Raw genomic sequence first — 20,572 nt, 5'->3', positions numbered from 1 at the left:
GATAACTGTGCACGGGCGGATATTAGCCCAGTCGGTAGGTTTCAGAAGGGCCAAGGGCGATCACTTTGCAGCAGTGAATGCAATCTCCGAGATGGATGTCTGGTTTTGTCCGGATTCGGTGCTGAGCTGCGTAATCCAAACTAGGACATACTGACCCGAGCCGTCCGACGTGACTGGAATGTCGGTCACGCCGTTCTTCAGGACACCCGATCCGATTTCCTTGGTCTGATCCAGCGAAGTATTCGCAGAAGGGGCAGAACGGATTTCAACGACGGTTCCCGGCGAATCAGACGTGATCGCAACGTTCTTCAGGTTGGCGGCATCGGCAAGCGTCACCATCAGGCCGACACCGTTCTTCAGCGACGGGAACGGCTGGAAGTACGAATCCGACGACCATGCGGTGGCCGGATTGCCGTCGATGGCGTTCTTCGCTGTTGCCGGCTGATCCGGCGTTCCCTGGGGTGAGAACACCGTTACGGCCGAGGAAGCTACCGGAACGGTTGCTGCCGCCGGTGCGGGCGCCGGTGAATTGTTCTCGGGCGCAGTGGCTTCGGTGGTCAGTCCGAAACTCTGCTCGCTGAGCGGGGTGTCGTTACTGCCACCCGAGAGGAAGCTCGCTACCCACACCACAAGGAGAATCAGGACGATCACGGTGAAGACACCGAGCGCCGTCAGTGCCGCGAGCATCCGCGTCGACTTCTTCTTCTCGGCCTCGATGGCTTCGGGGTCGTTCAGTGCATGACCCGACGCTCCCTGTTCGCGGTGGCCGAGACGAAGTGCCGGAATCATTTCCGTCTTGTCGTTGACGACGGACGCCTGATCGAGGATGTGCTGCACGGTGGCAGCAGTGCGGATTCCACTCTCTGACTGCAACGCTCGAACCGCAACGGCCGAGATGTCGAACGGAACCTCCGGACGGACGACCCGAGGCTCGACGATGTTCCCGTCGGCGCCGCGGCCGGCGGGAAGCAAACCACCGACGGGACCGGCGGACGGTTCGGCCAGCGGCCAGCGAGCCGTGATGAGCGAGTACAGCATGGCGCCGAGGCCGCGGACGTCGCTGGTGGAATCGGCGTCGGCAAGCGTCGCCGGGAACGCCAGTACGGCGTCACCGTTGATGCTGATGCGAACGCGGTCCGGGTGATCGATGGACAGCGCACCGCCGGTGCGGTGAGCAGCTTCGGCAGCCGCCGCCAGGGCACGGATGGCGCGGGCTGCACCGATCGGTGACGGCGTCGTCTCGGCCATCTCACGCAGCGAACGGCCGGGAGTCCATTCGGCGACGACGATGCCGCCCGAGCTTCCGCGGACGACGTCGAGGACGCGAGCCAGACCGGGCGAGTTGATTCGTCCCAGGCGCAGAGTGCGTGAGAGAACTGCCTGCGGTCCGGACTGGCTGTCGTCGTCACCGCGCTGATCGGCGTCGACGAACGTCAGGGCTACTTCACGGTCGAGCTTGACGTCGAGAGCTTCCCAGAACTGCAGTCCGCGGGTTCCGCCGTGCGGCGCGAGCAGACGGTAGCGTCCGCCGGCGACAGAGGCGCCGGGAATGAGCTTCGGTCCACGTGGCATCGGTCGCTGGGCCGGTCGTGATGCGGATCCGGCGGAAGGTGTGCGAGGTGCAGCGGGCGGTGGTGTCTGAGCGGCAGCCGTCTTCTGAGATTCGGGTGCCTTCTTGTCCGGAGCAGGCGTCTTCGGCGCGGGTGTCTTCGAGACAGGTGCTGAAGGTGTCTTCGACACGGGCGCCGAAGGTGCCTTGGACACACTGACCGGAGGTACAGGCGGAGCGGCCTTCTGCACCGGCGGCTGCGGCTTCTGACCCTGCGGGCTTTGGCCCTGCTGCGGTCGCTGTGCGGGCTGCTGTGGTTTCTGACCCTGCTGTGGCTTCTGGCCGGCAGATGCGGAGGAACTCGTGGATGCAGGTGTGCCCGACGATGCCGTTGACTTCTGTTCGGACGCTTTCACGGCAGAAGTCCCGGCACTCTTGTTGCCGGAAACGTTGTCGTCGCTCACCCTCGCTCCTTCTCCATCGATAGCCCGTCCCCGAATACGCGCGGGTTGCGATCCTGTACGCCCACGACCAGGGTACGGGAGCGCACCCGGTCGTTCTTGCTCGTTTGATTCCGTTCTGATTGCAGGAATCAGCTCGGTGACGTCGTCGTCGGTGTTGTTACGTGTGTCCGGTTCGGCGCGACCTGTCAGTGAACGAATCTTGCGGGAGACCGCAACCGTTACCGACAGGACTTCCGGAACCTTCTTGAAGTAGAGAATCGTGAAGGTGATCGCGAGCATCAGGATGCCGCCGACGGCGACGCGAACCATCGAGCCAGGTCCGCCGAAACGCTCGGTGAGTTGATCGAATCCGAGGACGCGGTCGACCGCGAGCATGGTCAGCGAACCGGCCAGCGAGGCGAGTACGACGGACCAGACTGTCTTGCCCACGTTGGCCATCTGCAGGTTTCCGAGGCTGCGGTGCAGGAGGTACCCGCCGATGACGGCGCCGGTGATGTATCCGAGACCGTTGGCCGCACCGAGCAGGATCACGACCTGATCGCTGTTGGATGCGAAGACCGGAGCGAGCGCCGAGAAAGCGATTTTCACTGCAGTGATGCCGAGAACGATCCACGTCGGCGTCCAGGCTTGTTCGCGGGCGTAGAACACACGAAGTTGGATCAGGACCAGCGCGTACGGAATCAACGTGAATGCCGACCAGCTCACAGCGGTGCCGAGTCGTTCGGCCTGTTCGGGTCCGAAGCGGCCGTAACCGTAGAGCGCTTCACCGACCTGCGGACCCATGAAGGTCAGGAACATGATGATCGGAACCAGCGTGATCATGGTCAGACGCGTTGCGACCGACAGATCGTCCACGACGGCCGGGGTGTCGTCGGCAGCAGCGTTGCGGCTCAGGCGCGGCATGATCGCCGTCAGAACCGTCACTCCGAGCACGCCGTACGGGAGTTGCAGGAGCAACCAGGCCTGGCTGTAGATGGCAGGGCCGGCTTCGTCGGCGTGGGAGGAGATCTTGGTCGCGAAGATCATGCCCATCTGGCTGATCAGGACGTACAAGACGATGGCGACGGCCATGCCGCCGAACTGGCGCAGGCGGTCGTCGAGACCCCACAGCGGCTTGAGCGAGATCTTCTCGCGGCGAAGCGCGGGGATCAGGCTGGCTGCCTGCACGATGACGCCGATGGTGATGCCGATGCCGAGGGTGAGCAGCTTTGCATCGCCCATCGAGACCGGATCAAGCGAGATCTCACCCGGAGTCAGGCGATAGACCACGAGCACCACGAGGACGACGACATTGTTGAGTACGGGAGCCCAGGCTCCGGGCTTGAAGATCTGTCTGGTGTTCAGAAACGCTGTGAACAGCGCCGACAGCCCGTAGAACAGGATTGCCGGCAGAAGCAGATACGACAGCGCCGTGGTCAGGTCGGTGCTGACCTTGCCGTCTTCGGACAGGAAGACGTATTTGGTGAGTACGGGTGCTGCCAGGGTCGCGAGCAGCGCGGCCATGCCGAGTAGAACGAGCGACGCCGTGAAGAGGCGTCGGACAAACGCTTCGCCGTGATCGGCGTCCTCCCGCTCGGCGCGAACCAACACGGGGACGACGATGGCGGTCAGCACGGCGCCCAGAACCAGTTCCGCGATCATGTTCGGAATCTGGCTGGCCACGGTGAATGAACTGGCGATGGCCGGGCCGAGGACCATCAGGATCATCAACTGCTTGGCGAATCCCGTGATACGGCTCGTCAGCGTCGCGATCGCGATGGAACCCGTTGCCGCGAGGAGTCGAGAGTTCGTCTCCTTGCGTTCCCCGACCTGGACATGGGCGTCGGTGTCGAACTCGTCCGACGTGGTCGTCGCCCGGTCGGCAAACTCCATCTCGGCTTCGCGGTACCGGGGGTAGTCGCGGATCACCGGGATGGTCATGGTGGGTGCGTCGTCGAAACGTGCGTCCGGGTTGACCGGCTGGATCGGGTAACCGCGCTCCCACGGTGGCATCCGAGGATGCGAGCGGGTCGTGGCACTCTTGCGGGTGATCGCCGAGCGGCGACCCTCCTCGGGTGGATTCCCGGTCATGAGCGTTCGTACCCTTCATCTGCTGGGTCCGGCTGACCCTTGAATCGATGCCACAGCCGTCGCCCTGCCAGGAACAGCAGCAACCCTCCCGCTGTCGCCGTCACGGCGGCCAGGGGACGACCGTACGCATTCGACCGTACGGTCACGCTGGTCGGCGTACCCAATTGGCGGCCATCTGTCGTGGTCAGCGAGAAGTTGACTTCCAGCTTGCGAGAATCGTTCATTTCCGCGGGCACAGTCAACTGTCGGCTACCTCGCGGCGGCAGCTGTTTGGGACCGATGTCACTGATCTGCATCTCGGGTGGGGCTTCCACACGCAGGTCGACGTTGATGGCGATGGGCAGTTCGTTGCGCGCCACCAGCAGGAGCGGACTCTGCCCCGACGCAAGGGTGTAGACGCCGCCCGGCGACACCACACTGACGGCCCGGTACATCCCGTCGACGGCTTCGGTGACGTTGTCGGCGCGGATGGTCGCAGCGCGCTCCGCCCGATTGACCGAAGCGGAGTCGACGTTGCGGCGATCGGCCAAGGTCATCGAGCGGAGCAGATCTTCGCGGAGCGGCGCCGTGAATCCCCGGGGGGTGAGCGAAGCCGCCGGATCGTCCACGAGCGAAGCTTCGAGCCCGTCGATACGCGGAAGTTGGGTGGTTGCGGTCTCGACGACGGACGTTTGCGGACCGTCCTGGGTAGCCCGGTCCGGGTAGTCGAGAGTGGCGGCGTCCGTCGCGCCCGGTTGCCTGCCGAGCAGTGCCGGCAGGGCCTGAGGTGAGGCGAGCCCGGACCGGATGAGGGTCGCGAGCATCGAGAGCACCGCCGTGGCGTCGTTGCTGTCCGCGGTCCACAGTTGCGGCGGCGCGAAGATCTGATTGCGCGGCAGCGACGTCGGCGTCAGCGCGGCCCAGGCCATCGCCCCCAGCGCGTCCTGACGTCGGGCGCTGCGCGATTCGATGTCGATGGTCGGCGCGGTGTCGTCGGGGATGTACGACGGGACCTGCGGCTCCGAGCCGGTGGCGGCCAGCGCCGCTGCCGCCGAGGTGTCGAAGGCAAGCGCGTCGAGTGAGCCGGTTATCCGCGACGACAGCTGCGGAGCTGCCGAGTCGACGGAAGTGTCAGCCACCATCGCTGTGGTGGGATTCACGCTCAGCACCTCTGCGGTGGCCGAGTCGAGGACACCCGAATCCGGCCAGACGAAATCTCGCAGTGAGGTCACGCCGAGGATGTTGTCGACGATGTCCGCCGGCCGTGTGAGCGCGGTAGCCGTCAACTCCGGATTGGCCACCGAGGTGACCGCGGCGAGATCGGCCTGGGCGAACGGAACCGCCGTCGTGCACATCGAGGACGCGAGGGTCTTCACCCGGCCGAGCCACTGGTTGGCGGCGTCGCTGCCGCGGCCTTCGTGCGACGGTCCGGTGGGGTCGGACGAGTTGTCGGCCACGAGGTATCCGCGAGTCATGTTCTCGACGGTGATCAGAAGGTCGGGGTCGATTGCCAGGCAGAGCGCATCCGTGACGCGGCGATCGGTATCGCTCTCGGGCTTGGTGGCGTTCTCCACCGCATCGACCAACGCGTCCAGACGGCCGCCGTCGGAAAGTTCGGTGGCAAGTTCGTCGTCGATCAGGCGTACGGGCTCGTTGACCGCGCCGGGGATTCCGCCGACGAGTCGTGGCGCGTCGGCCAGCGGCCACATGAGCGTGACGCCGATCGGGGCGGACGTGTCGGGGGGAACGACCGCCGTGGCGGACGAACTGGGGGTTCCGGCTGTGGCGTTCGATTCGGCTGCGGCCGGCACACCGAGGACGGGGAGCAGGAAGCGTGCGTCGTCGAGTCGGGCGGCACCGCCGTACTCCGGGGTGCCGTTCACGTTGACGAGCATCGGGTAGACGCCCGGTTCGGTGATGTCGAGAGACAACCCGGTAGTGCTCCGCAACGGCAAGGTGAGCGTGAACTGCTTGGACTGGCCGGTGTCGAGGGTGGTGGCAACGGTGTCGAATTCGCCGACCGTGTCGAAAACGGCCTGGTCGAAATCGAGTGCTGCGCGCACGTCCGAACTGGAGTCGATCGCGGGAGCACGTTGCAACCTCACCCCGACGTCCTCGACGGGACGGTCACCGACGTTCTTCACCGTGCCCTTGACCACGACGTTGCGGTCGCTGGTGGTCGTCACCGTGGTCGGTGCGGTGGAGTCGATGGTCAGTTGCAGAAATTTGGCATCGTTGGTGTTTCGCGCCGGGGCGCGCTCACTGGGCTGGCTGGACGGCGCTGCACCTGCGACGGCCGTCGTTGCAGGCCCGAAACCGACAGCGGCCATCACCAAAGCGGCCACACCGGCCCGCCGCAGAGCCATTCTCATCCGGCGTCCGGTTCCTTCGGGTGCTGTACTCGCGGGATTTCAGGTCGGTGCATTTCAGGTCGCGGCATTTCGGCGATCATCTGGGATGCAAGTTCGGCCAGCTTGCGCTCGTCGGCGTATGCGAGGCGCGAGTGCAATTCCGTCAGCGGCACCCAGGCGACTTCGGTGACCTCGATGTCCTCGTCGGAGAGTTCACCGCCGAGAAAGCGGAGGAGATAGTGGTGCACGGTCTTGTGGACGCGTCGACCTTCGGTCACGAACCAGTAGTCGATGCTGCCCAGCGGTGCCAGGACGGTTCCCTGGATACCGGTTTCTTCTTCGACCTCACGCATCGCGGTCTGCTCAGCGGTCTCACCTTGTTCGATATGGCCCTTCGGTAGCGACCAGAGCAGGCGTCCGCGGCGGTCGGTTCGGCCGATCAGTGCAGCGCAGAGCCGTTCCGGGGGTCCGCCCCAGCCGTCGACGACCAAGCCGCCCGCAGAAGTTTCACGGACGGTTCGCATCAAAGGTTTATCGGGGTTGCCGACGGCAGGTCGACGCCGCGGGTTACGGCGACTCCTGTTTGTTCGTTCGGCACCAGACACCTCATCGATACTAGTTGGCGTTGCAGCGTTGCCCGGTAACCCGCGCAAAGCGGTCTATCGCGTTCGTATGCGCGTTCTGCTATTTGCGCACCTTAAGTAAGCTCCTTTCACGTGACTGTCCCTACCTCCGACGCTGATCGCCGCCTACGACTGCTTGCCGACGCCACTGCAACGCTCGGCACGTTGTCCGACGTGTTGAACCCGCTCGGTGAGCGTTTTGCTGCGGCCGGTCACGAGCTGTTCCTGGTGGGTGGCAGTGTTCGCGACGCGATCCTCGGCCGCTTCAGTGGCGATCTGGACTTCACGACGGACGCCAGGCCGGAGAAGGTTCAGGCTCTGCTCAAGGGCTGGGTGGACAAGCAGTGGGACACGGGCATCGAGTTCGGGACCATCAGCGCCATCAAGCACGGCCAGGAGATCGAGATCACGACCTTCCGGGCCGACGCTTACGATCGCGTCTCTCGTAATCCGATAGTCGAGTACGGCACGACGTTGGCCGACGATCTGGTGCGCCGCGATTTCACCGTCAACGCGATGGCGATGAAGATCGGCGCGGACGGTTCCTACACGTTTGTCGATCCGCTGAACGGCATGGACGCGCTGTTGGCCGGAGAGCTCGATACGCCGTCGGCGCCGGAAAACTCGTTCAACGACGATCCGCTGCGGATGCTGCGTGCTGCCCGGTTCGTCTCGCAGCTTGGTTTCACGTTGAACAATCGTGTTTTCGAGGCCATCAAGGAGATGGCGTCGCAGATCGAGCGAATCACCGCCGAGCGTGTGCAGGTGGAGCTGAACAAACTGATGCTGGGCATGTACCCGGTGGACGGCATCAACATGATGGTCGACTCCGGACTGGCTGCATACGTGCTGCCCGAGGTTCCGCAGATGAAGCTCGAGATCGACGAGCATCACCAGCACAAGGACGTCTACCAGCACTCCCTCACGGTGCTCCAGCAGGCGATCGATCTCGAAGAAGGCGATCCGGACCTTGTATTGCGTTGGGCAGCACTGCTTCACGACATCGGAAAGCCGGATACCAAGCGTAACGAGCCTGGCGGTGGGGTCAGCTTCCACCACCACGAGGTGGTCGGCGCCAAGCTGGTGCGCAAGCGCATGCGGGCACTGAAGTTCTCGAAGCAGATGGTCGACGACGTCTCACAGCTCGTGTTCCTGCACTTGCGTTTTCACGGCTACGGCAAGGGACAGTGGACCGACTCGGCGGTGCGGCGGTACGTCACCGACGCGGGCGAGCTGCTCCCCCGCTTGCACAAGCTCGTGCGGGCCGACTGCACCACACGCAACAAGCGTCGCGCCGCGCAGCTGCAGGCCACGTACGACGACATCGAAGAGCGGATCGCGCGCATCGCCGAGCAGGAAGACCTTGCTCGGGTGCGTCCGGACCTCGACGGCAACGCCATCATGGAGCTGCTGAACATCCCGGCCGGCCCGCAGGTGGGCAAGGCATGGACGTTCCTCAAGGAATTACGTCTGGATCGCGGCCCGCTCGAGCGTGACGAGGCCGAGGCCGAACTGCTGAAGTGGTGGGCTACCCAGCAGGGCTAGTTTCTCGTTTCTTGCGGTTGATCAGCACCGCTGACAATCCGGCGGCATAGACACCCGCACCGGCAACGGCCAGGCCGACGCTCTTGCCGTCGGGTGCGATCACCGTCGACGCTGCCGCGATCGCACCGATGAACGCGACGTTGAACACGGTGTCCTGCAGGGCGAATACCTGACCACGACGGTCGTCGTCGATGTCGATCTGCATGGCCGCGTCGCCGCTGAGTTTCACGGACTGGCCGGCGATGCCGAGCAGGAAAGCGGCAATCAGCAGCGACCCCTGAGTCAGCGTGGTCACGAAGACGAGCTGGACGAGAACCGCGCACACCAGGGCGTAGGTGATCGTCCGTGAGCGACCGATCCGCGGGATGAGGAACGGTGTGATCAATGCCGCGATCAGCATTCCGATTGCCGTGGCGCCGACGGCGACGCCGAATCCGGCCATCCCTCCGGGTAATTGGGAGCCGTTCGAGGTGTCGCGTAGGACCAGCACCATGATGAGGGTGTTGATGCCGAAGCAGATGCGGTGCGCTCCGATTCCGATCATCGCCGTGGTGACGCCGGGCGCCTCCCAGACAGCGGTTGCCCCGGTGCGCAGTCCGGCCGTCACCGAACGGACGGCACTGGCGCGGACCACTTCGTCGGCGACCGGACCAAGTGAGCGGGCCGTGAACCTGGCCGCGGCGAGGGCCGCGATCACCGATCCCAGTGCTGCGATGGCCACGGCGGCGCCTGACGCTCGATCCCCCGCGCCGATCATGCCGATGATCGCCACCGCTGCCGAAGCACCAAGAGCGGCTACCACCGAACCAGCCGTTGTGAGAACGGAATTGGTTGCCACCAGCCACGATTGTCGGACGACCTTCGGCAGGGCTGCGGATACGCCTGCCCCGACGAAGCGACTGACTCCGATTGCAGCAAGCGCACAGGTCAACAACAGAGTGTCACCGCCGCCGGCGACCAGCAGCACCGCAGTGGTCAGGATGAAGAGCCCGCGGAGCACGCTCGCCCACAGGAGCACCAGGCGGCGGTCCCAACGATCCAGCAGAGCGCCGGCAAAGGGGCCGATCACCGAATAAGGAAGGAGCAGTACGGCAAAGCCGGCCGCTATCGCCACCGGATCGGTTTCGCGTTCCGGGTTGAAGAGGATTGCGCCGCCGAGCGCGGCCTGGAACATTCCGTCGCCGAACTGGCTGGAAAAGCGGACGAGCGCCAGCCTTCCGAGGCCGGGTGATTCACGCAGGGTGTGCAGTACGCGCTGCCAGGCCTCGCGGCGGTTCGAGGCTCGGTTCATAAGCGGAAACTGTAGTGGGTGGGTCAGGCGCCGATCTTGACGGTGGCCCGCTCGAGGATCGGCGCGACGTCGACGCCCCTCGGCAGCGTTCCGAACACACTCCCCCAGCTGTTTCCGAGCCGACTCGCGCAGAACGCGTCGGCCACCGCGGGGTGCCCGTAGCGGAGCAACAGCGAGGCCTGCAGAGCGAGCGCCATGTCGCCGACGATCTTTCGTGCCCGGTATTCGATGTCGTCGAAATCGCCGAATGCCACCTGGAGATCCCGCACGGCCTGATCGAAGTGGCCGTCCACTCCACTGGCTCGTTTCAGCTCGTCGAAGAACACCTGCAGTGTTTCGGGTTGCTTGGCCATCGCCCGCAGTGTGTCGAGCGCCGCGACGTTGCCGGAACCCTCCCACACCGAAAGGAGCGGAGCCTCGCGATAGAGGCGCGGCATCCGGGATTCCTCCACGTATCCGTTTCCGCCCAGACACTCGAGTGCCTCGGCAGCGTGGATCGGTCCGCGCTTGCAGACGAAGTACTTACTCACGGCCAACGAAATGCGTCGTAGTGCGCTGGCGTGGGCATCGCCTGCGGTTGCGCGGTCGGTCAGAGCGGCCAGCCACATCGCGACGGTGGTCGACGCTTCCGATTCCACCGCCAGATCTGCCAGAACGTTTCGCATCAAGGGTTGGTCGATCAGGTTGGCGCCGAAAGCACTTCGATGCGTCGCGTGGTGAACTGCCTGCATGGTGCCGACGCGCATGCCGGTGGCCGTGCCGATCGTGCAGTCCAACCGGGTCATGTTGACCATCTCGATGATGGTGCGCACGCCCCGGCCTTCCTCGCCGACCATCCATGCGAGAGCGTCGCGGTACTCGACCTCACTACTCGCGTTGGAATGATTGCCCAACTTGTCCTTCAGACGCTGCAGGAACATGTTGTTGAGCGAGCCGTCCGGCAGGACCCGAGGCAGGAAGAAGCACGACAGACCACCCGGTGCCTGGGCGAGGACGAGGAACACGTCCGACATCGGCGCGGAGGTGAACCACTTGTGGCCCGTCAGCAGGTAGCTGCCGTCGGATTGTGGCACTGCCCTTGTGGTTCCGGCACGAACATCCGAACCGCCCTGTTTTTCCGTCATCGACATACCGGCGATCAATCCGGGTTTGGTGAGGGGAGCTTTCAGCGCCGAATCGTAGTGCCGCGTGGTCAGGAGGGGTTCGTACTGCGCGGCCAGATCCGCGTTGTGCCGCAGCGCGGGGATCACGGCGTACGTCATGGAGATGGGACAGCCGTGGCCGGCATCGGTTTGACCCCACACGGCCATCTTCGCGGCGCGGACGAGGTGTGCGTGTGGATTCGGGTCAACCCACGGAGCGCCGTGCAGTCCCAATTCCACTGCGGTGCTCATGAGTTGGTGATAGGCGGGGTCGTAGCGGACCTCGTCGATACGGTTGCCGTAGCGATCGTGGGTTCTCAGGACGGGTGGGTGCTCCTCGGCCAGATCGCCCCACTCCTGGGCCTGCGCGCTTCCGGCGCGGACCCCTACTCGATGAACCTCTTCGAGTGCATCCGATGCGCCTTCACGGTGGAGTGCCTCGAGGATCGGCGCGTATTCGGCTGCGTCGTAATCGATCAGGGGCGGAACCTGATTGGTGACTTCATGCGTGGGTGTCATCGAAGCTCCCTAACGATCGAAGGGTGAAGGCGAGAATGGCGTCGATCGCAGCGGGATCGGTGGTGCCTCCGCGCAGTGGAAGGATCAGGGCCTCGCCGATTGCCCCGACGATGCACGCTGCCGTCAGAGTGGCGTCCTGTGGCGGTATCTCACCGGTGTCGACTGCCGAACGAATTGCGGTGGCCAAGCAGTCTCGGAACGATTCGCGAAACATGAGACGCTGTTCGTCGACGAGAGGATCTACCGGTTCCACCAGCAGTGCATAGGCGAGAACCGGTGCGCGCATGGCACGTTCGGCGAAGGTCCGAACCGACGCTGATACAGCGGAGCGGTGGTTGCCTTCCAGATGTCGGGCGCTGTCTCCGGCGTCCCGAGCTGCGGATACCTCACGGCTGCAGACTGATTGGAACACTTCGGCGAACAATTCGCCCTTGCCGTCGAAATGTCGATACAGCGTCCCGGTGCCGACGCCGGCGTGTTTGGCCACCGCGGCGATGGAACATCCCGCATAGCCGTGAGTTGCCACTGCCGTCGTGGCGGCCTCGAGCAGTCGGGCGCGTTGGGCGTCCAATCTTTCCTGTACTGCCGGAGTGCGGCGATAGGCCATGTGAAGAAGTGAACACCCGTTCCGTTCTTGCGTCAAGGCTGACTGCTGGAGAATGACGACATGGCTACCACGGCGAAAGTCGATTTCGAAGTTCCGGTTCTGGTTCTCGGTCCGCGACCTCGTGAACCGTATGTCCACACTTACGGCAAGGTCATCGGGTTGAGTCCCGTTGTCGCTCGCTTGGCGTTGAGTTCGACCGCCGGCCCGGTCCGGATCACCGTCGACACGCTGGATGTGGACCCGGGAATTCCCGCTCTCGATGATTGGGAGACCATCGAAGAAGGCACGCTCGAGAGCGTTGTCGCTGGTCTACCACCACTTCGATTGACAGGCGAACGGGTCCACGAGTTCGGATTCCTCGAGCGCCTACCGATTGGCCTCTACCGCATCCGAGCCTCGGTGCGCGGCAGGGACTTTGATCAAGCCGACCCTGAAGCTTTCATCCAGATCTGGCCCGTCGCGGAATTCGAGCCGATTCATCTCTTCAAGTCAGGCGACAAGGTCGAAGTACGGGACGTCTACAGCGATGACAGGCACCTCACGATCCCCCCACGGCCAGGAGGCGTGCAAAAGAAAGCGACTGAGGGTATCCACGCTCACAGCGTGACCGAACCAACATCAGTGCGCCGGCAATGGGAACGGATCGCCGCCTGGTTTTCCGAAAACGGATTTCCGCAAGCACTGGATGCGTTCGCGCCCGGAGCCGCGCAATCGGAAATCGACCGGGTCGAGGCACTGAGCGGAATCGCATGGCCAACCGAATTGAAAGACCTCTACTCAGTCCAGAACGGCTTCGCCCCCGGCGCCTGGATGCAGTTCCTTCCCCAACACGACATGCTCAATCTGGACGAGCTGTTGGCCAATCACCGCAGAGCCCCGGCAGCGTACGAGCTGCGAGATGTCCCGGAGAGTGTTCCCTCATTGTCGGACCGTGCTCAACCGGCAGGAACCCCGATCGGAAAGTTTCTTCCGGACTACACGACCTTCGCCTGCCGCGACGGATACGAATTATTCTGCGACACAAGGCAAGGGGAGCTGTCAGGCTGTGTGACCGAGTATGCCCGTGAGAACGCGGACGCCGCCGGACCTCAGTGGACTTCGATCAGCGCGATGCTCGCCGATCTCGTAGATTCCCTGGAAACGGGTCGGCCTTTCGGTGGTGGCTGGGTAGCGGGACTCGGTGACGGCGGACTTTCCTGGCGGTACGCACCTGCGTAGCGTGTGCAGCCACTTCACGCGGCAGCGGTGCGAGCCTGTTCCTCGCGCCACCACGCGACGGTCGCTTCGGCGGCCTGATCGAGCGGCGTCGGCGAGAGTCCGAGCAGCACTTCGCTGGCACTCGAGTCCATGACGAACGGCTTGGTGAACTGGTAGTTCATCTCCGCGAATTCGCGGCTGTCGGTGTTGATCTTGCCGACGGCGTCGAGCACCCAGGCAGGCAGGACACCCACCTTGGCGGGGGACGCCCCGGCGGCGCGGGCGAAGGCCTCGGCGATCTTGCGTTGCGTGAGCGCGGGGCCGGTGGGCGCGTGGAGGACGGAGTTCCAAAGCTCTGGGTTGTGGGCTGCGGCGATCATCGCTGCTGCGAGATCGGGGATGTAGGTGAAGGAGTGCGGCTGATCTGCGGAACCGATGACACGAATCTTCTTACCTGCCATGACTTTCGGAACCATGCGCTCGCCGGCGTGGGCAGTGCGGACGCGGGGACCGAAGAAGTCCGAGGCCACGACGCTGACGGTGGGTGTTGCAGAGGCCTCGCGAGCACGCAGCAGCGCGGTGCGCACTCCGCGCTTGCCACCGGTGGCGTTGCGTGGATCGGATTCGGTCATCAGGGTGTCGGAGTTGTAGGCGTAGAGGCTTTCGGGGAAGACCACGACGGCACCGATGGATGCGGCCGCGTCGAGCACAACCTTCTCGGCCGCCGGGAGTTCCCGCTCCCAATCGGCTGCGTTGTAAGCAGCGTGGATGCAGTGGTAGATGGCCGTGGCGCCCTCGCTGACCGAGCGCAGGGCCTCGGAATCCGAGACGTCGACGCGTCGGCGGTCGATCAGCGGGTGCTCGGGCCCGCTGCCGGACCTGGTCAGGAGCCGGACGTTGATTCCCTGCTCGGCGAGCTGTAGTGCGACGGCGGATCCGACGGGTCCTGCTCCGGTGACGATTTCGAGGTTCGACATGGTGTGCTCCTTCTTGTTTCGAGTGAACTGAGAGCACTGCTCTCGTTTTCAAGAATGCACCTGCACCCGAGCGCTGTCAAGAGCAGTGCTCTCTTTTGTTGATGCTGCTCTCGGGAATGGGGCAAGATGGACTCATGGTTGGAACTCCCCGTGAGCGGGCGCGCGAACAGACGCTGCAGGACATCACCCGTATCGGACGCGAGCATCTTGCTGCCGTCGGCGCTGCCGCTTTGTCTCTGCGGGCCGTCGCGCGTGACCTGGGAGTCGTGTCCTCAGCGGTATACCGCTATGTCGCCAGTCGGGACGAACTGCTGACCTTGCTGGTGGTCGACGGGTACACGGAACTGGGCGCGGAAGTGGACGCCGCCGTGAATGCCGTTGCAGCAGAGGATTTTCGCGGACAGTTCATTGCTCTCGGGCGCGCCGTTCGCAGCTGGGCGATCCGGGAGCCGGCCCGCTACGGTCTGTTGTTCGGCAGCCCCGTCCCCGGCTACGACGCTCCGGGCGAGCAGACCACCGGCCCCGGCACCCTCGTCGTGACCCGGCTGATCGGGATCATCGACGCCGCCCATCGCGCGGGTTCACTGACGGTGCGAGAGGGTCCGGGCCTGAGTGACACGTTGGCAGCGGACCTCGAGGGAGTGCGGATTGAACTGGGTACCGACCTGCCGCCGGATGCCGCGGTGCGCGCAACTCTCGTCTGGGTATCGCTGTTCGGTTCGGTGAACTTCGAGGTGTTCGGGCAGTACGGAAGCGATACGTTCACCGACGCGAGCGAGATTTTCGAGCGGCATTTGGCACTACTTGCCGATGTGGCGGGTCTGACCTGAACACGCTTGTGTCTCGTTCCTCCGCACGCAGTTGTCGGTGAGATGATGTCCTTGTGGCGCACGCAGAAGAACCCGAGGATCGAATGGCCTGGATAGAACCGGAGGTTCGTCCGGGCAGTTTGTTGGTGTCGTCGACCGATCTCACGGAACCCGCATTTCGCCGCACCGTCATCTACATGATCGAGCACAACGACGCCGGGAGCCTGGGCGTCGTCGTCAATCGGCCGAGTGAGACGGCCGTGCAGAACGTGTTGCCGCAGTGGTCACCGCTGACCGCGCATCCTTCGGCCCTGTACATCGGTGGACCAGTCAAGCGTGACTCGGCGCTTTGCCTGGGCATCGCTCGCAACGGTGCGCGGATCGACGGCGTCGCCGGCCTGCGGCGGGTGGACGGCAAGGTAGTCATGGTGGATCTGGACTCGGACCCGGAGGTCATTGCTCCTTTGGTCGAAGGGATCCGCATTTTTGCCGGGTACTCGGGTTGGACTCTGGGCCAGCTGGATTCGGAGCTCGAGCGTGAAGACTGGATGGTGATCAGCTCGCTGCCGTCGGATGTGCTGACGCCGCCCCGAGTCGATGTCTGGGCACGGGTGCTACGACGCCAGCCGCTACCCGTGGCGATGCTGGCCAGCCACCCCATCGAGGTGGAACGAAACTGACTTGTCGGAGGTCGATGATATTCCTGTGTCATCGTTTTCGAGAGAGGTGGCAGTAATGCTCGCTGAGCGTCAGATCCAGTGCGCGGATTGTGTTTCGGATGTCGATCACTGCCACGATTCTTTGCTGCGGCATGCCGACGGATCACTCGAATGCACCGGCGCGAACTGCCTCGACTTGGCATCGGTCCGCCATGCGCTGTCCATCGATTGTGCTGAACTGCAGGGCGGTTGCGGCTGCGTCGACGCGACCCGAGGCGAGTTGCTCGCTAGCTGACGCTGACCGGATCCCGATTCGCGAAGCGTTGCGCCATCGCAGCACAGACGATCAGTTGGATCTGATGGAAGATCATCAGCGGCAACACGATCAGGCCGACGGGCTGGCCCGCGAACAGTACAGCCGCCATCGGTAGGCCCGTTGCCAAGGACTTCTTCGACCCGCAGAAGATGATGACGATCTGATCGGGAAGATCGAACCCGAGCTTGCGCCCCGCGAGAGTGGTCACGCCGAGAACCAGCGCGAGAATCAGGCAGCACACGATTGTGAGGATCACGATCTGCCAGATCGTGATGGTGCTCCAGATCCCCTCTTTCATGCTTTCGCTGAAGGCGGCGAAGACAACGAGGAGGATCGATCCGCGATCGACGTACTTGGTGGGTTCGGCGTACTTCTGCAGCCATCCGATCACCAGCGGGCGGATCAGCTGACCGACGATGAACGGGATCAGCAACTGCACGACGATGTCGAGGATCGACGAGAAGTCGACCGTCGCCTGGCCGGTGGTGTTCATCAGCAGAACCACCAGCAGCGGTGTGACGAAGACGCCGATCAGGTTGGAGAACGACGCACTGACGATCGCGCCCGCGACGTTCCCCTTGGCGATCGAGGTGAACGCGATCGAAGACTGAACCGTCGACGGAACCAGGCACATGTAGAGGATGCCGGTGTAGAGCTCGTCGCTGATCAGCGTCGGTGACAGGAATCGCAGTGCTAGGCCGATCAGTGGGAACAGCACGAACGTCGCGGCGAGGACGACGGTGTGCAGTCGCCAGTGCTTGACGCCCTTCCAGGCTTCCTGCGGCGAGAGCCGTGCGCCGTAGAGCAGGAACAAGAAGCCGATGGCGATCTTGGTGGCCCAGTTCAGAATGCTCTCCGCGGTACCCGATACCGGGAACACACTTCCGAGCACGCCGGCGATGATGATGCCGAGGATGAACCCGTCGATGTAGAACCTACTGAGAAACTTCACCTGGCTAAGGATAACGGCGAGCTTCAGCGGGCTCTCGAGCCCCACGAAGGTTGAAGCCCATCACCGCCAGGCACAGCAGCGTCCCGATGATCGACAGCTCGATGATGGCCGTCTGCATTCCCTGGAGGGTGATGGCGATACCCGCGATGATCGACGGGATCGCCAGTCCCGCGTAGCTGACGGTGAAGAACGCGGCCAGAACTCCGCCGTGGCTCTCGCGGGCGTGGGTCCGGGCGGCGGCGTTGACGCGCTTCATGCCGCCGGCAAACGCCAGACCGTGCCCGGCGCCGACCACGACGGTGATGACGCCCAGCAGTGCCAGGCTCGGGACGAGGTCGACCACGAGGAGGCCGATCATTCCCAGAGCGAGGATTCCCAGGCCGGCGGTGACGGACGTGCGCGGGTCCATGCGGCTTCCGCCGAGTTGCGCGACCACCGAGCAGATCATCACCAGTGCGGCCGCCCCGCCGCCGAGTAGAAGGTTGTCGATGTTCAGCAGGCTGGTCATCCACGACGGGACCACCGACTGGAAGAGCCCGACCGCGCCCCACGACAGCGCGACGGCGAGCGAGCTGAGCCAGAAAGTCTCGCGAATGGCGGCGGGAACATGTGGCATCTGGAAGAACCGCTTCGGGCGTGTGACGTCCCCGATCCGCGGAAGTAGCAGCAACACGATCAGTGCCGGGATGAACGCGACGAGGAAGATCAGATACGGCAACCGCAGCGGTTGTGGAAGGTACTGGGCGATTGCACCGGACACGAGTGGTCCGAGCGCACCGCCCAACGCGCCCGTCACCGTCGATACGAGCGCTGCTCGTCGGTGATCGAACTTCGGTTCCTGCTCCACCAATGCGGCGCTGCCCGCCGCACTGGCCGCGCCCACCGCGATTCCCTGGGCAATCCGGCCGACGAACAACCACACCGTCGCGTCGGCAAATGCCAGAACGAGCGTGCCGACGACGCTCAGAGCGAGTGCAGTAAGGAGCACGGTGCGTCGGCCGAGGGCGTCGGACAGCGGTCCGAAGAACAGCAATGCCGGAACGAGGCCGGCGACGTAGACGCCGTAGATCAGCGTCTGGATGGTGGGCGTGAATCCGAACTCGGTCCGGTAGAGCCCGTAGACGGAGGTGGGCATGTTCGCGCCCAAGAGGATCACGGTGAGGACGTAGCCCACGCCGTAGAAGTGTCGATTGGTGCGGCGTGTGCGTTCTTCGGTGGCGACAGCTGTGGCGGACGTGGGAAGCCCCTCCTGAAGACAGAGTGCGAAAATACATGGGTCGTCCTACGTATCGTAGGTGAGTGGAATGATCGCCGCTAATGCTGTGAGGATGAGCTGATGACCGTTGTTCGCAAAGAGTCCGCGTACGAGCAATCCCTCGACTGGATGCGCGCGCAGATCTCCGACGGCGTCTGGACAGTGGGCAATCGTGTTCCGACCGAGCCGGAGCTGATGAGTGTTCTCGGCGTCGGCCGGAACACCGTGCGCGAAGCGATCAAGACATTGACCTCGACGGGAGTCCTGGAGATCCGTCGCGGATCAGGGACCTTCGTGCGCGCTCGGACCGACATCGGCGGACTGCTCGGCAGACACGCGTCCGTCGACGAGATGAAATACGTCTTCGAAGTGCGTCGTGCGCTCGAGATGGAAGCGGTCCGGTTGGCGTGTGAGCGTCGCAGCGACGACGACGTCCGGATACTTCGTGAGCTGGCCACCAAGCGTGACGTCCCGGCCGAGAACTTCGTCGACGTCGATCTCGCGTTTCACATTGCCGTTGTCGATGCCGCCCACAATCCCGTGCTGAAAGATCTGTTTGCCGGAATCCTCGAAACAGTTCGAGCCACCTACGAGGTGACCGAAGGGGTGCATCCGCCGTCGCTGACGTCTTCGCATCATCAGGGAGTTGCCGAAGCCATCGCCGAACGCGATGTCACCAAAGCCAGGGCTGCGGCGTGTGGGTATCTCGAGAAGACTCAGGAAGCGATCGGTTCAGGCTCGGCGGTTACCGAGTCCGGGCGTCGGCCAATCGATTGAGTGACCCGGCGATGTCTTCGGCTCCGGGTGTCGTGATCGTGAGTCGGTCGCCACAAGCGAACGTGATGACCACCGCTGGCCCGGTGCGGGTGACGACGCCGTAGTTACGACGACCCTTGGTCTTGAGTCCCCAGCCGCCGAAGTCCGCGAACGGTTTGATCTCCGCGACGTCGGCTCCGACAACTTCCTCGATGCCGTAGGTCATCGCAGCCATCCCCATGTTGATCACCCGGATTTCCCGTTCGTCGACGATCACCCGGAAGCGAACCAGGCTGACGACGAGCAGTCCGAGTGCCCCGAAGATGAACAGCGGCCAGAGTGACCGCATCGCCAACGCCATGATGACTCCGGGCGCCAGAGTGATCGCAGTGAGGATCACCGACCCCTTGGTGCTGAATCCGACGTCGTCGGAGATGGGGAGAGCGCAGCGGCTTCGCGGCAACCCGGCCGAGGGTTCGATCGTGGCAAGAGTGCGGACGCGGTAGTCACGCAGGAACGAGGCGCCGATCCACCCCAGCACCCCGCCGATGACAAAGCCGACACCGATAGACCACAGCGGGAGTGACGTCGTGGATGGATCGGTGACATCGAGTTGGGTGTAGAGCAAAGCGAAGTTCACTGTCGTGATGAGCCCGACCACGCTCAGCCCGACAACCAACATGAATCGGCGCATCATCAGCATCGCGGGAGCAAGAGCAGCAATCGCACTCAGGCCGCCACCGAAGAGCAGCGTCAGAAGTGCAATGGTCCAGGCGTTGGCCGACGGGGTGGAGAATCCGTCCGGCGAGGTGGTGGTCCAGTGAGTCGCGATCTGTTCCGGGAGGCGGGGCTCCCAAATTTTTGTCAGGACGAAGCCGAAGACCGCACACAACAGCGGAACGACTAGCCCGAATACGACCCCGGCCGGGTCGACCACGCGATGTTTCACGTGAATCAATGAGCCGGCTGGCAAGCATCCTTGAGCGCGCAGGCACCGCAGGAAGCGGTACCGCAAGCGGCAGCGTTCGCCTTGGCCTCGGAGGTCTCCGCCACCGGCTCGTCTGCGGCAGGCTCGGAGTGTCCGCCGCAGTTGCAGTCGTTACCGCATCCGCTCTGCTGCGGGAGTGCGGCGGCAGCACGGGCACCGATGCCTCCACCGAAACCGGCGGTGAGGACGGCGACGACGACGGCGATGATCGCGACTGCGACGCCGAAGACTCCGCCGATGGTCAGTGCTGCGACTCCGCCGATGACCAACATTCCGGCGGCCGCGAGCATGGTCGGACCGGCCACCTTGTTGGCGAGGGCGAACGACTCCTCGCTCCGCAGGGAATCCTCGGTGCGGACACCGGCCCAGCGGTTGCGCGGGAGTTTGCCGATCAGTCCGGCGACAGCAACTCCACCGACGGCGACAGCGAGCACGAATAGCACCACAGCGACAACGATCACCCATACAGGATAGGCGCGAGTGGAGTTGATGGTATGCCCGGGTCGTGCAGGCTCTACCCTGG

At 64.1% G+C, this 20,572-nt stretch carries 17 protein-coding genes; 6 read left to right on the top strand and 11 right to left on the bottom strand.

Annotated elements, in window-relative coordinates; genetic code table 11:
- Window positions 1-60 precede the first annotated feature (60 nt).
- From AC1Q6C_RS09745 to AC1Q6C_RS09735, 3 genes are read right to left on the bottom strand one after another with little or no spacing between them, the layout of a single operon-like run.
- The gene (locus AC1Q6C_RS09745; RefSeq protein WP_492666565.1) at window positions 61-4,083 is read right to left on the bottom strand and encodes a murein biosynthesis integral membrane protein MurJ; all 4,023 of its coding nucleotides are present in this window, start codon (window positions 4,081-4,083) and stop codon (window positions 61-63) included.
- A complete protein-coding gene (locus tag AC1Q6C_RS09740) occupies window positions 4,080-6,434 on the bottom strand; it encodes a DUF6049 family protein (RefSeq protein ID WP_219467885.1) in 2,355 nt (784 codons plus the stop codon). Before AC1Q6C_RS09740 ends, AC1Q6C_RS09745 begins: the two co-directional genes overlap by 4 nt.
- On the bottom strand, window positions 6,431-7,018 hold the full coding sequence (locus AC1Q6C_RS09735) for an NUDIX hydrolase (protein ID WP_054826013.1): 588 nt from the start codon (window positions 7,016-7,018) through the stop codon (window positions 6,431-6,433). Before AC1Q6C_RS09735 ends, AC1Q6C_RS09740 begins: the two co-directional genes overlap by 4 nt.
- 111 nt (window positions 7,019-7,129) lie before the next feature.
- Here AC1Q6C_RS09735 and AC1Q6C_RS09730 point away from each other — a divergent pair, with 111 nt between their 5' ends.
- Complete coding sequence (locus AC1Q6C_RS09730) at window positions 7,130-8,581, top strand: CCA tRNA nucleotidyltransferase (RefSeq protein ID WP_003942535.1); 1,452 nt, start codon at window positions 7,130-7,132, stop codon at window positions 8,579-8,581.
- Here AC1Q6C_RS09730 and AC1Q6C_RS09725 read toward each other — a convergent pair.
- From AC1Q6C_RS09725 to AC1Q6C_RS09715, 3 genes are read right to left on the bottom strand one after another with little or no spacing between them, the layout of a single operon-like run.
- Entirely contained in the window at window positions 8,565-9,872 is a 1,308-nt protein-coding gene (locus AC1Q6C_RS09725; RefSeq protein ID WP_007729119.1) for an MFS transporter, read from the bottom strand. The genes AC1Q6C_RS09730 and AC1Q6C_RS09725 overlap by 17 nt on opposite strands.
- Window positions 9,873-9,895: 23 nt before the next feature.
- Entirely contained in the window at window positions 9,896-11,533 is a 1,638-nt protein-coding gene (locus AC1Q6C_RS09720; RefSeq protein WP_492666564.1) for an acyl-CoA dehydrogenase family protein, read from the bottom strand.
- Window positions 11,517-12,140 carry a TetR/AcrR family transcriptional regulator gene (locus tag AC1Q6C_RS09715; protein ID WP_492666563.1) on the bottom strand — a complete coding sequence of 208 codons (624 nt, stop codon included), beginning with the start codon at window positions 12,138-12,140 and terminating at the stop codon, window positions 11,517-11,519. Before AC1Q6C_RS09715 ends, AC1Q6C_RS09720 begins: the two co-directional genes overlap by 17 nt.
- Window positions 12,141-12,200: 60 nt before the next feature.
- On the opposite strand from AC1Q6C_RS09715, the gene AC1Q6C_RS09710 reads away from it, so the two are divergent.
- The gene (locus AC1Q6C_RS09710) at window positions 12,201-13,358 is read left to right on the top strand and encodes an SMI1/KNR4 family protein (RefSeq protein ID WP_234551185.1); all 1,158 of its coding nucleotides are present in this window, start codon (window positions 12,201-12,203) and stop codon (window positions 13,356-13,358) included.
- Between the two features lie 14 nt (window positions 13,359-13,372).
- Here AC1Q6C_RS09710 and AC1Q6C_RS09705 read toward each other — a convergent pair whose 3' ends face one another.
- On the bottom strand, window positions 13,373-14,314 hold the full coding sequence (locus AC1Q6C_RS09705) for an NAD-dependent epimerase/dehydratase family protein (RefSeq protein WP_492666562.1): 942 nt from the start codon (window positions 14,312-14,314) through the stop codon (window positions 13,373-13,375).
- Window positions 14,315-14,448: 134 nt separating this feature from the next.
- Between AC1Q6C_RS09705 and AC1Q6C_RS09700 the strand changes: the two genes are divergently transcribed.
- The 3 genes from AC1Q6C_RS09700 to AC1Q6C_RS09690 are packed head-to-tail and all read left to right on the top strand — an operon-like array spanning window position 14,449 to window position 16,077.
- Complete coding sequence (locus AC1Q6C_RS09700) at window positions 14,449-15,144, top strand: TetR/AcrR family transcriptional regulator (RefSeq protein WP_039973071.1); 696 nt, start codon at window positions 14,449-14,451, stop codon at window positions 15,142-15,144.
- A gap of 53 nt (window positions 15,145-15,197) precedes the next feature.
- The gene (locus AC1Q6C_RS09695; protein ID WP_003942572.1) at window positions 15,198-15,803 is read left to right on the top strand and encodes a YqgE/AlgH family protein; all 606 of its coding nucleotides are present in this window, start codon (window positions 15,198-15,200) and stop codon (window positions 15,801-15,803) included.
- Window positions 15,804-15,858: 55 nt separating this feature from the next.
- Entirely contained in the window at window positions 15,859-16,077 is a 219-nt protein-coding gene (locus AC1Q6C_RS09690; protein ID WP_007729106.1) for a hypothetical protein, read from the top strand.
- Here the strand turns inward: AC1Q6C_RS09690 and AC1Q6C_RS09685 are convergent.
- Both AC1Q6C_RS09685 and AC1Q6C_RS09680 read right to left on the bottom strand, forming a co-directional pair.
- Window positions 16,070-17,050: a bile acid:sodium symporter family protein gene (locus AC1Q6C_RS09685; protein WP_003942582.1), complete on the bottom strand. Its 981-nt coding sequence runs from the start codon at window positions 17,048-17,050 to the stop codon at window positions 16,070-16,072. The genes AC1Q6C_RS09690 and AC1Q6C_RS09685 overlap by 8 nt on opposite strands.
- 4 nt (window positions 17,051-17,054) lie before the next feature.
- A complete protein-coding gene (locus AC1Q6C_RS09680) occupies window positions 17,055-18,224 on the bottom strand; it encodes an MFS transporter (RefSeq protein WP_003942549.1) in 1,170 nt (389 codons plus the stop codon).
- 162 nt (window positions 18,225-18,386) lie between these two features.
- Between AC1Q6C_RS09680 and AC1Q6C_RS09675 the strand changes: the two genes are divergently transcribed.
- Entirely contained in the window at window positions 18,387-19,082 is a 696-nt protein-coding gene (locus AC1Q6C_RS09675; protein WP_047272655.1) for a FadR/GntR family transcriptional regulator, read from the top strand.
- On the opposite strand, the gene AC1Q6C_RS09670 is transcribed toward AC1Q6C_RS09675, so the two are convergent.
- Together AC1Q6C_RS09670 and AC1Q6C_RS09665 are read right to left on the bottom strand one after the other, a co-directional pair.
- Window positions 19,051-20,010, bottom strand: coding sequence for a DUF1648 domain-containing protein (locus AC1Q6C_RS09670; protein WP_235808464.1), 960 nt, complete (start codon window positions 20,008-20,010; stop codon window positions 19,051-19,053). The two genes, AC1Q6C_RS09675 and AC1Q6C_RS09670, sit on opposite strands and share 32 nt — an antisense overlap.
- A gap of 5 nt (window positions 20,011-20,015) precedes the next feature.
- On the bottom strand, window positions 20,016-20,510 hold the full coding sequence (locus tag AC1Q6C_RS09665; RefSeq protein WP_058227433.1) for an SdpI family protein: 495 nt from the start codon (window positions 20,508-20,510) through the stop codon (window positions 20,016-20,018).
- Between the last annotated feature and the right edge of the window lie 62 nt (window positions 20,511-20,572).

It is taken from the genome of Rhodococcus sp. MT28, from assembly GCF_058792695.1.
The sequence above is the reverse complement of the archived record's forward strand: the minus strand, read 5'-3'. Positions and strand labels throughout refer to the sequence as shown.

Excerpts from the sequence above, each read along its gene's own strand:
- AC1Q6C_RS09715 (WP_492666563.1), bottom strand. The coding sequence starts at position 12,140 with ATGGCCTATCGCCGCACTCCGGCAGTACAGGAAAGATTGGACGCCCAA.
- AC1Q6C_RS09675 (WP_047272655.1), top strand. The coding sequence starts at position 18,387 with ATGACCGTTGTTCGCAAAGAGTCCGCGTACGAGCAATCCCTCGACTGG.
- AC1Q6C_RS09710 (WP_234551185.1), top strand. The coding sequence starts at position 12,201 with ATGGCTACCACGGCGAAAGTCGATTTCGAAGTTCCGGTTCTGGTTCTC.
- AC1Q6C_RS09745 (WP_492666565.1), bottom strand. The coding sequence starts at position 4,083 with ATGACCGGGAATCCACCCGAGGAGGGTCGCCGCTCGGCGATCACCCGC.
- AC1Q6C_RS09725 (WP_007729119.1), bottom strand. The coding sequence starts at position 9,872 with ATGAACCGAGCCTCGAACCGCCGCGAGGCCTGGCAGCGCGTACTGCAC.
- AC1Q6C_RS09720 (WP_492666564.1), bottom strand. The coding sequence starts at position 11,533 with ATGACACCCACGCATGAAGTCACCAATCAGGTTCCGCCCCTGATCGAT.
- AC1Q6C_RS09705 (WP_492666562.1), bottom strand. The coding sequence starts at position 14,314 with ATGTCGAACCTCGAAATCGTCACCGGAGCAGGACCCGTCGGATCCGCC.
- AC1Q6C_RS09740 (WP_219467885.1), bottom strand. The coding sequence starts at position 6,434 with ATGAGAATGGCTCTGCGGCGGGCCGGTGTGGCCGCTTTGGTGATGGCC.
- AC1Q6C_RS09700 (WP_039973071.1), top strand. The coding sequence starts at position 14,449 with ATGGTTGGAACTCCCCGTGAGCGGGCGCGCGAACAGACGCTGCAGGAC.
- AC1Q6C_RS09690 (WP_007729106.1), top strand. The coding sequence starts at position 15,859 with ATGCTCGCTGAGCGTCAGATCCAGTGCGCGGATTGTGTTTCGGATGTC.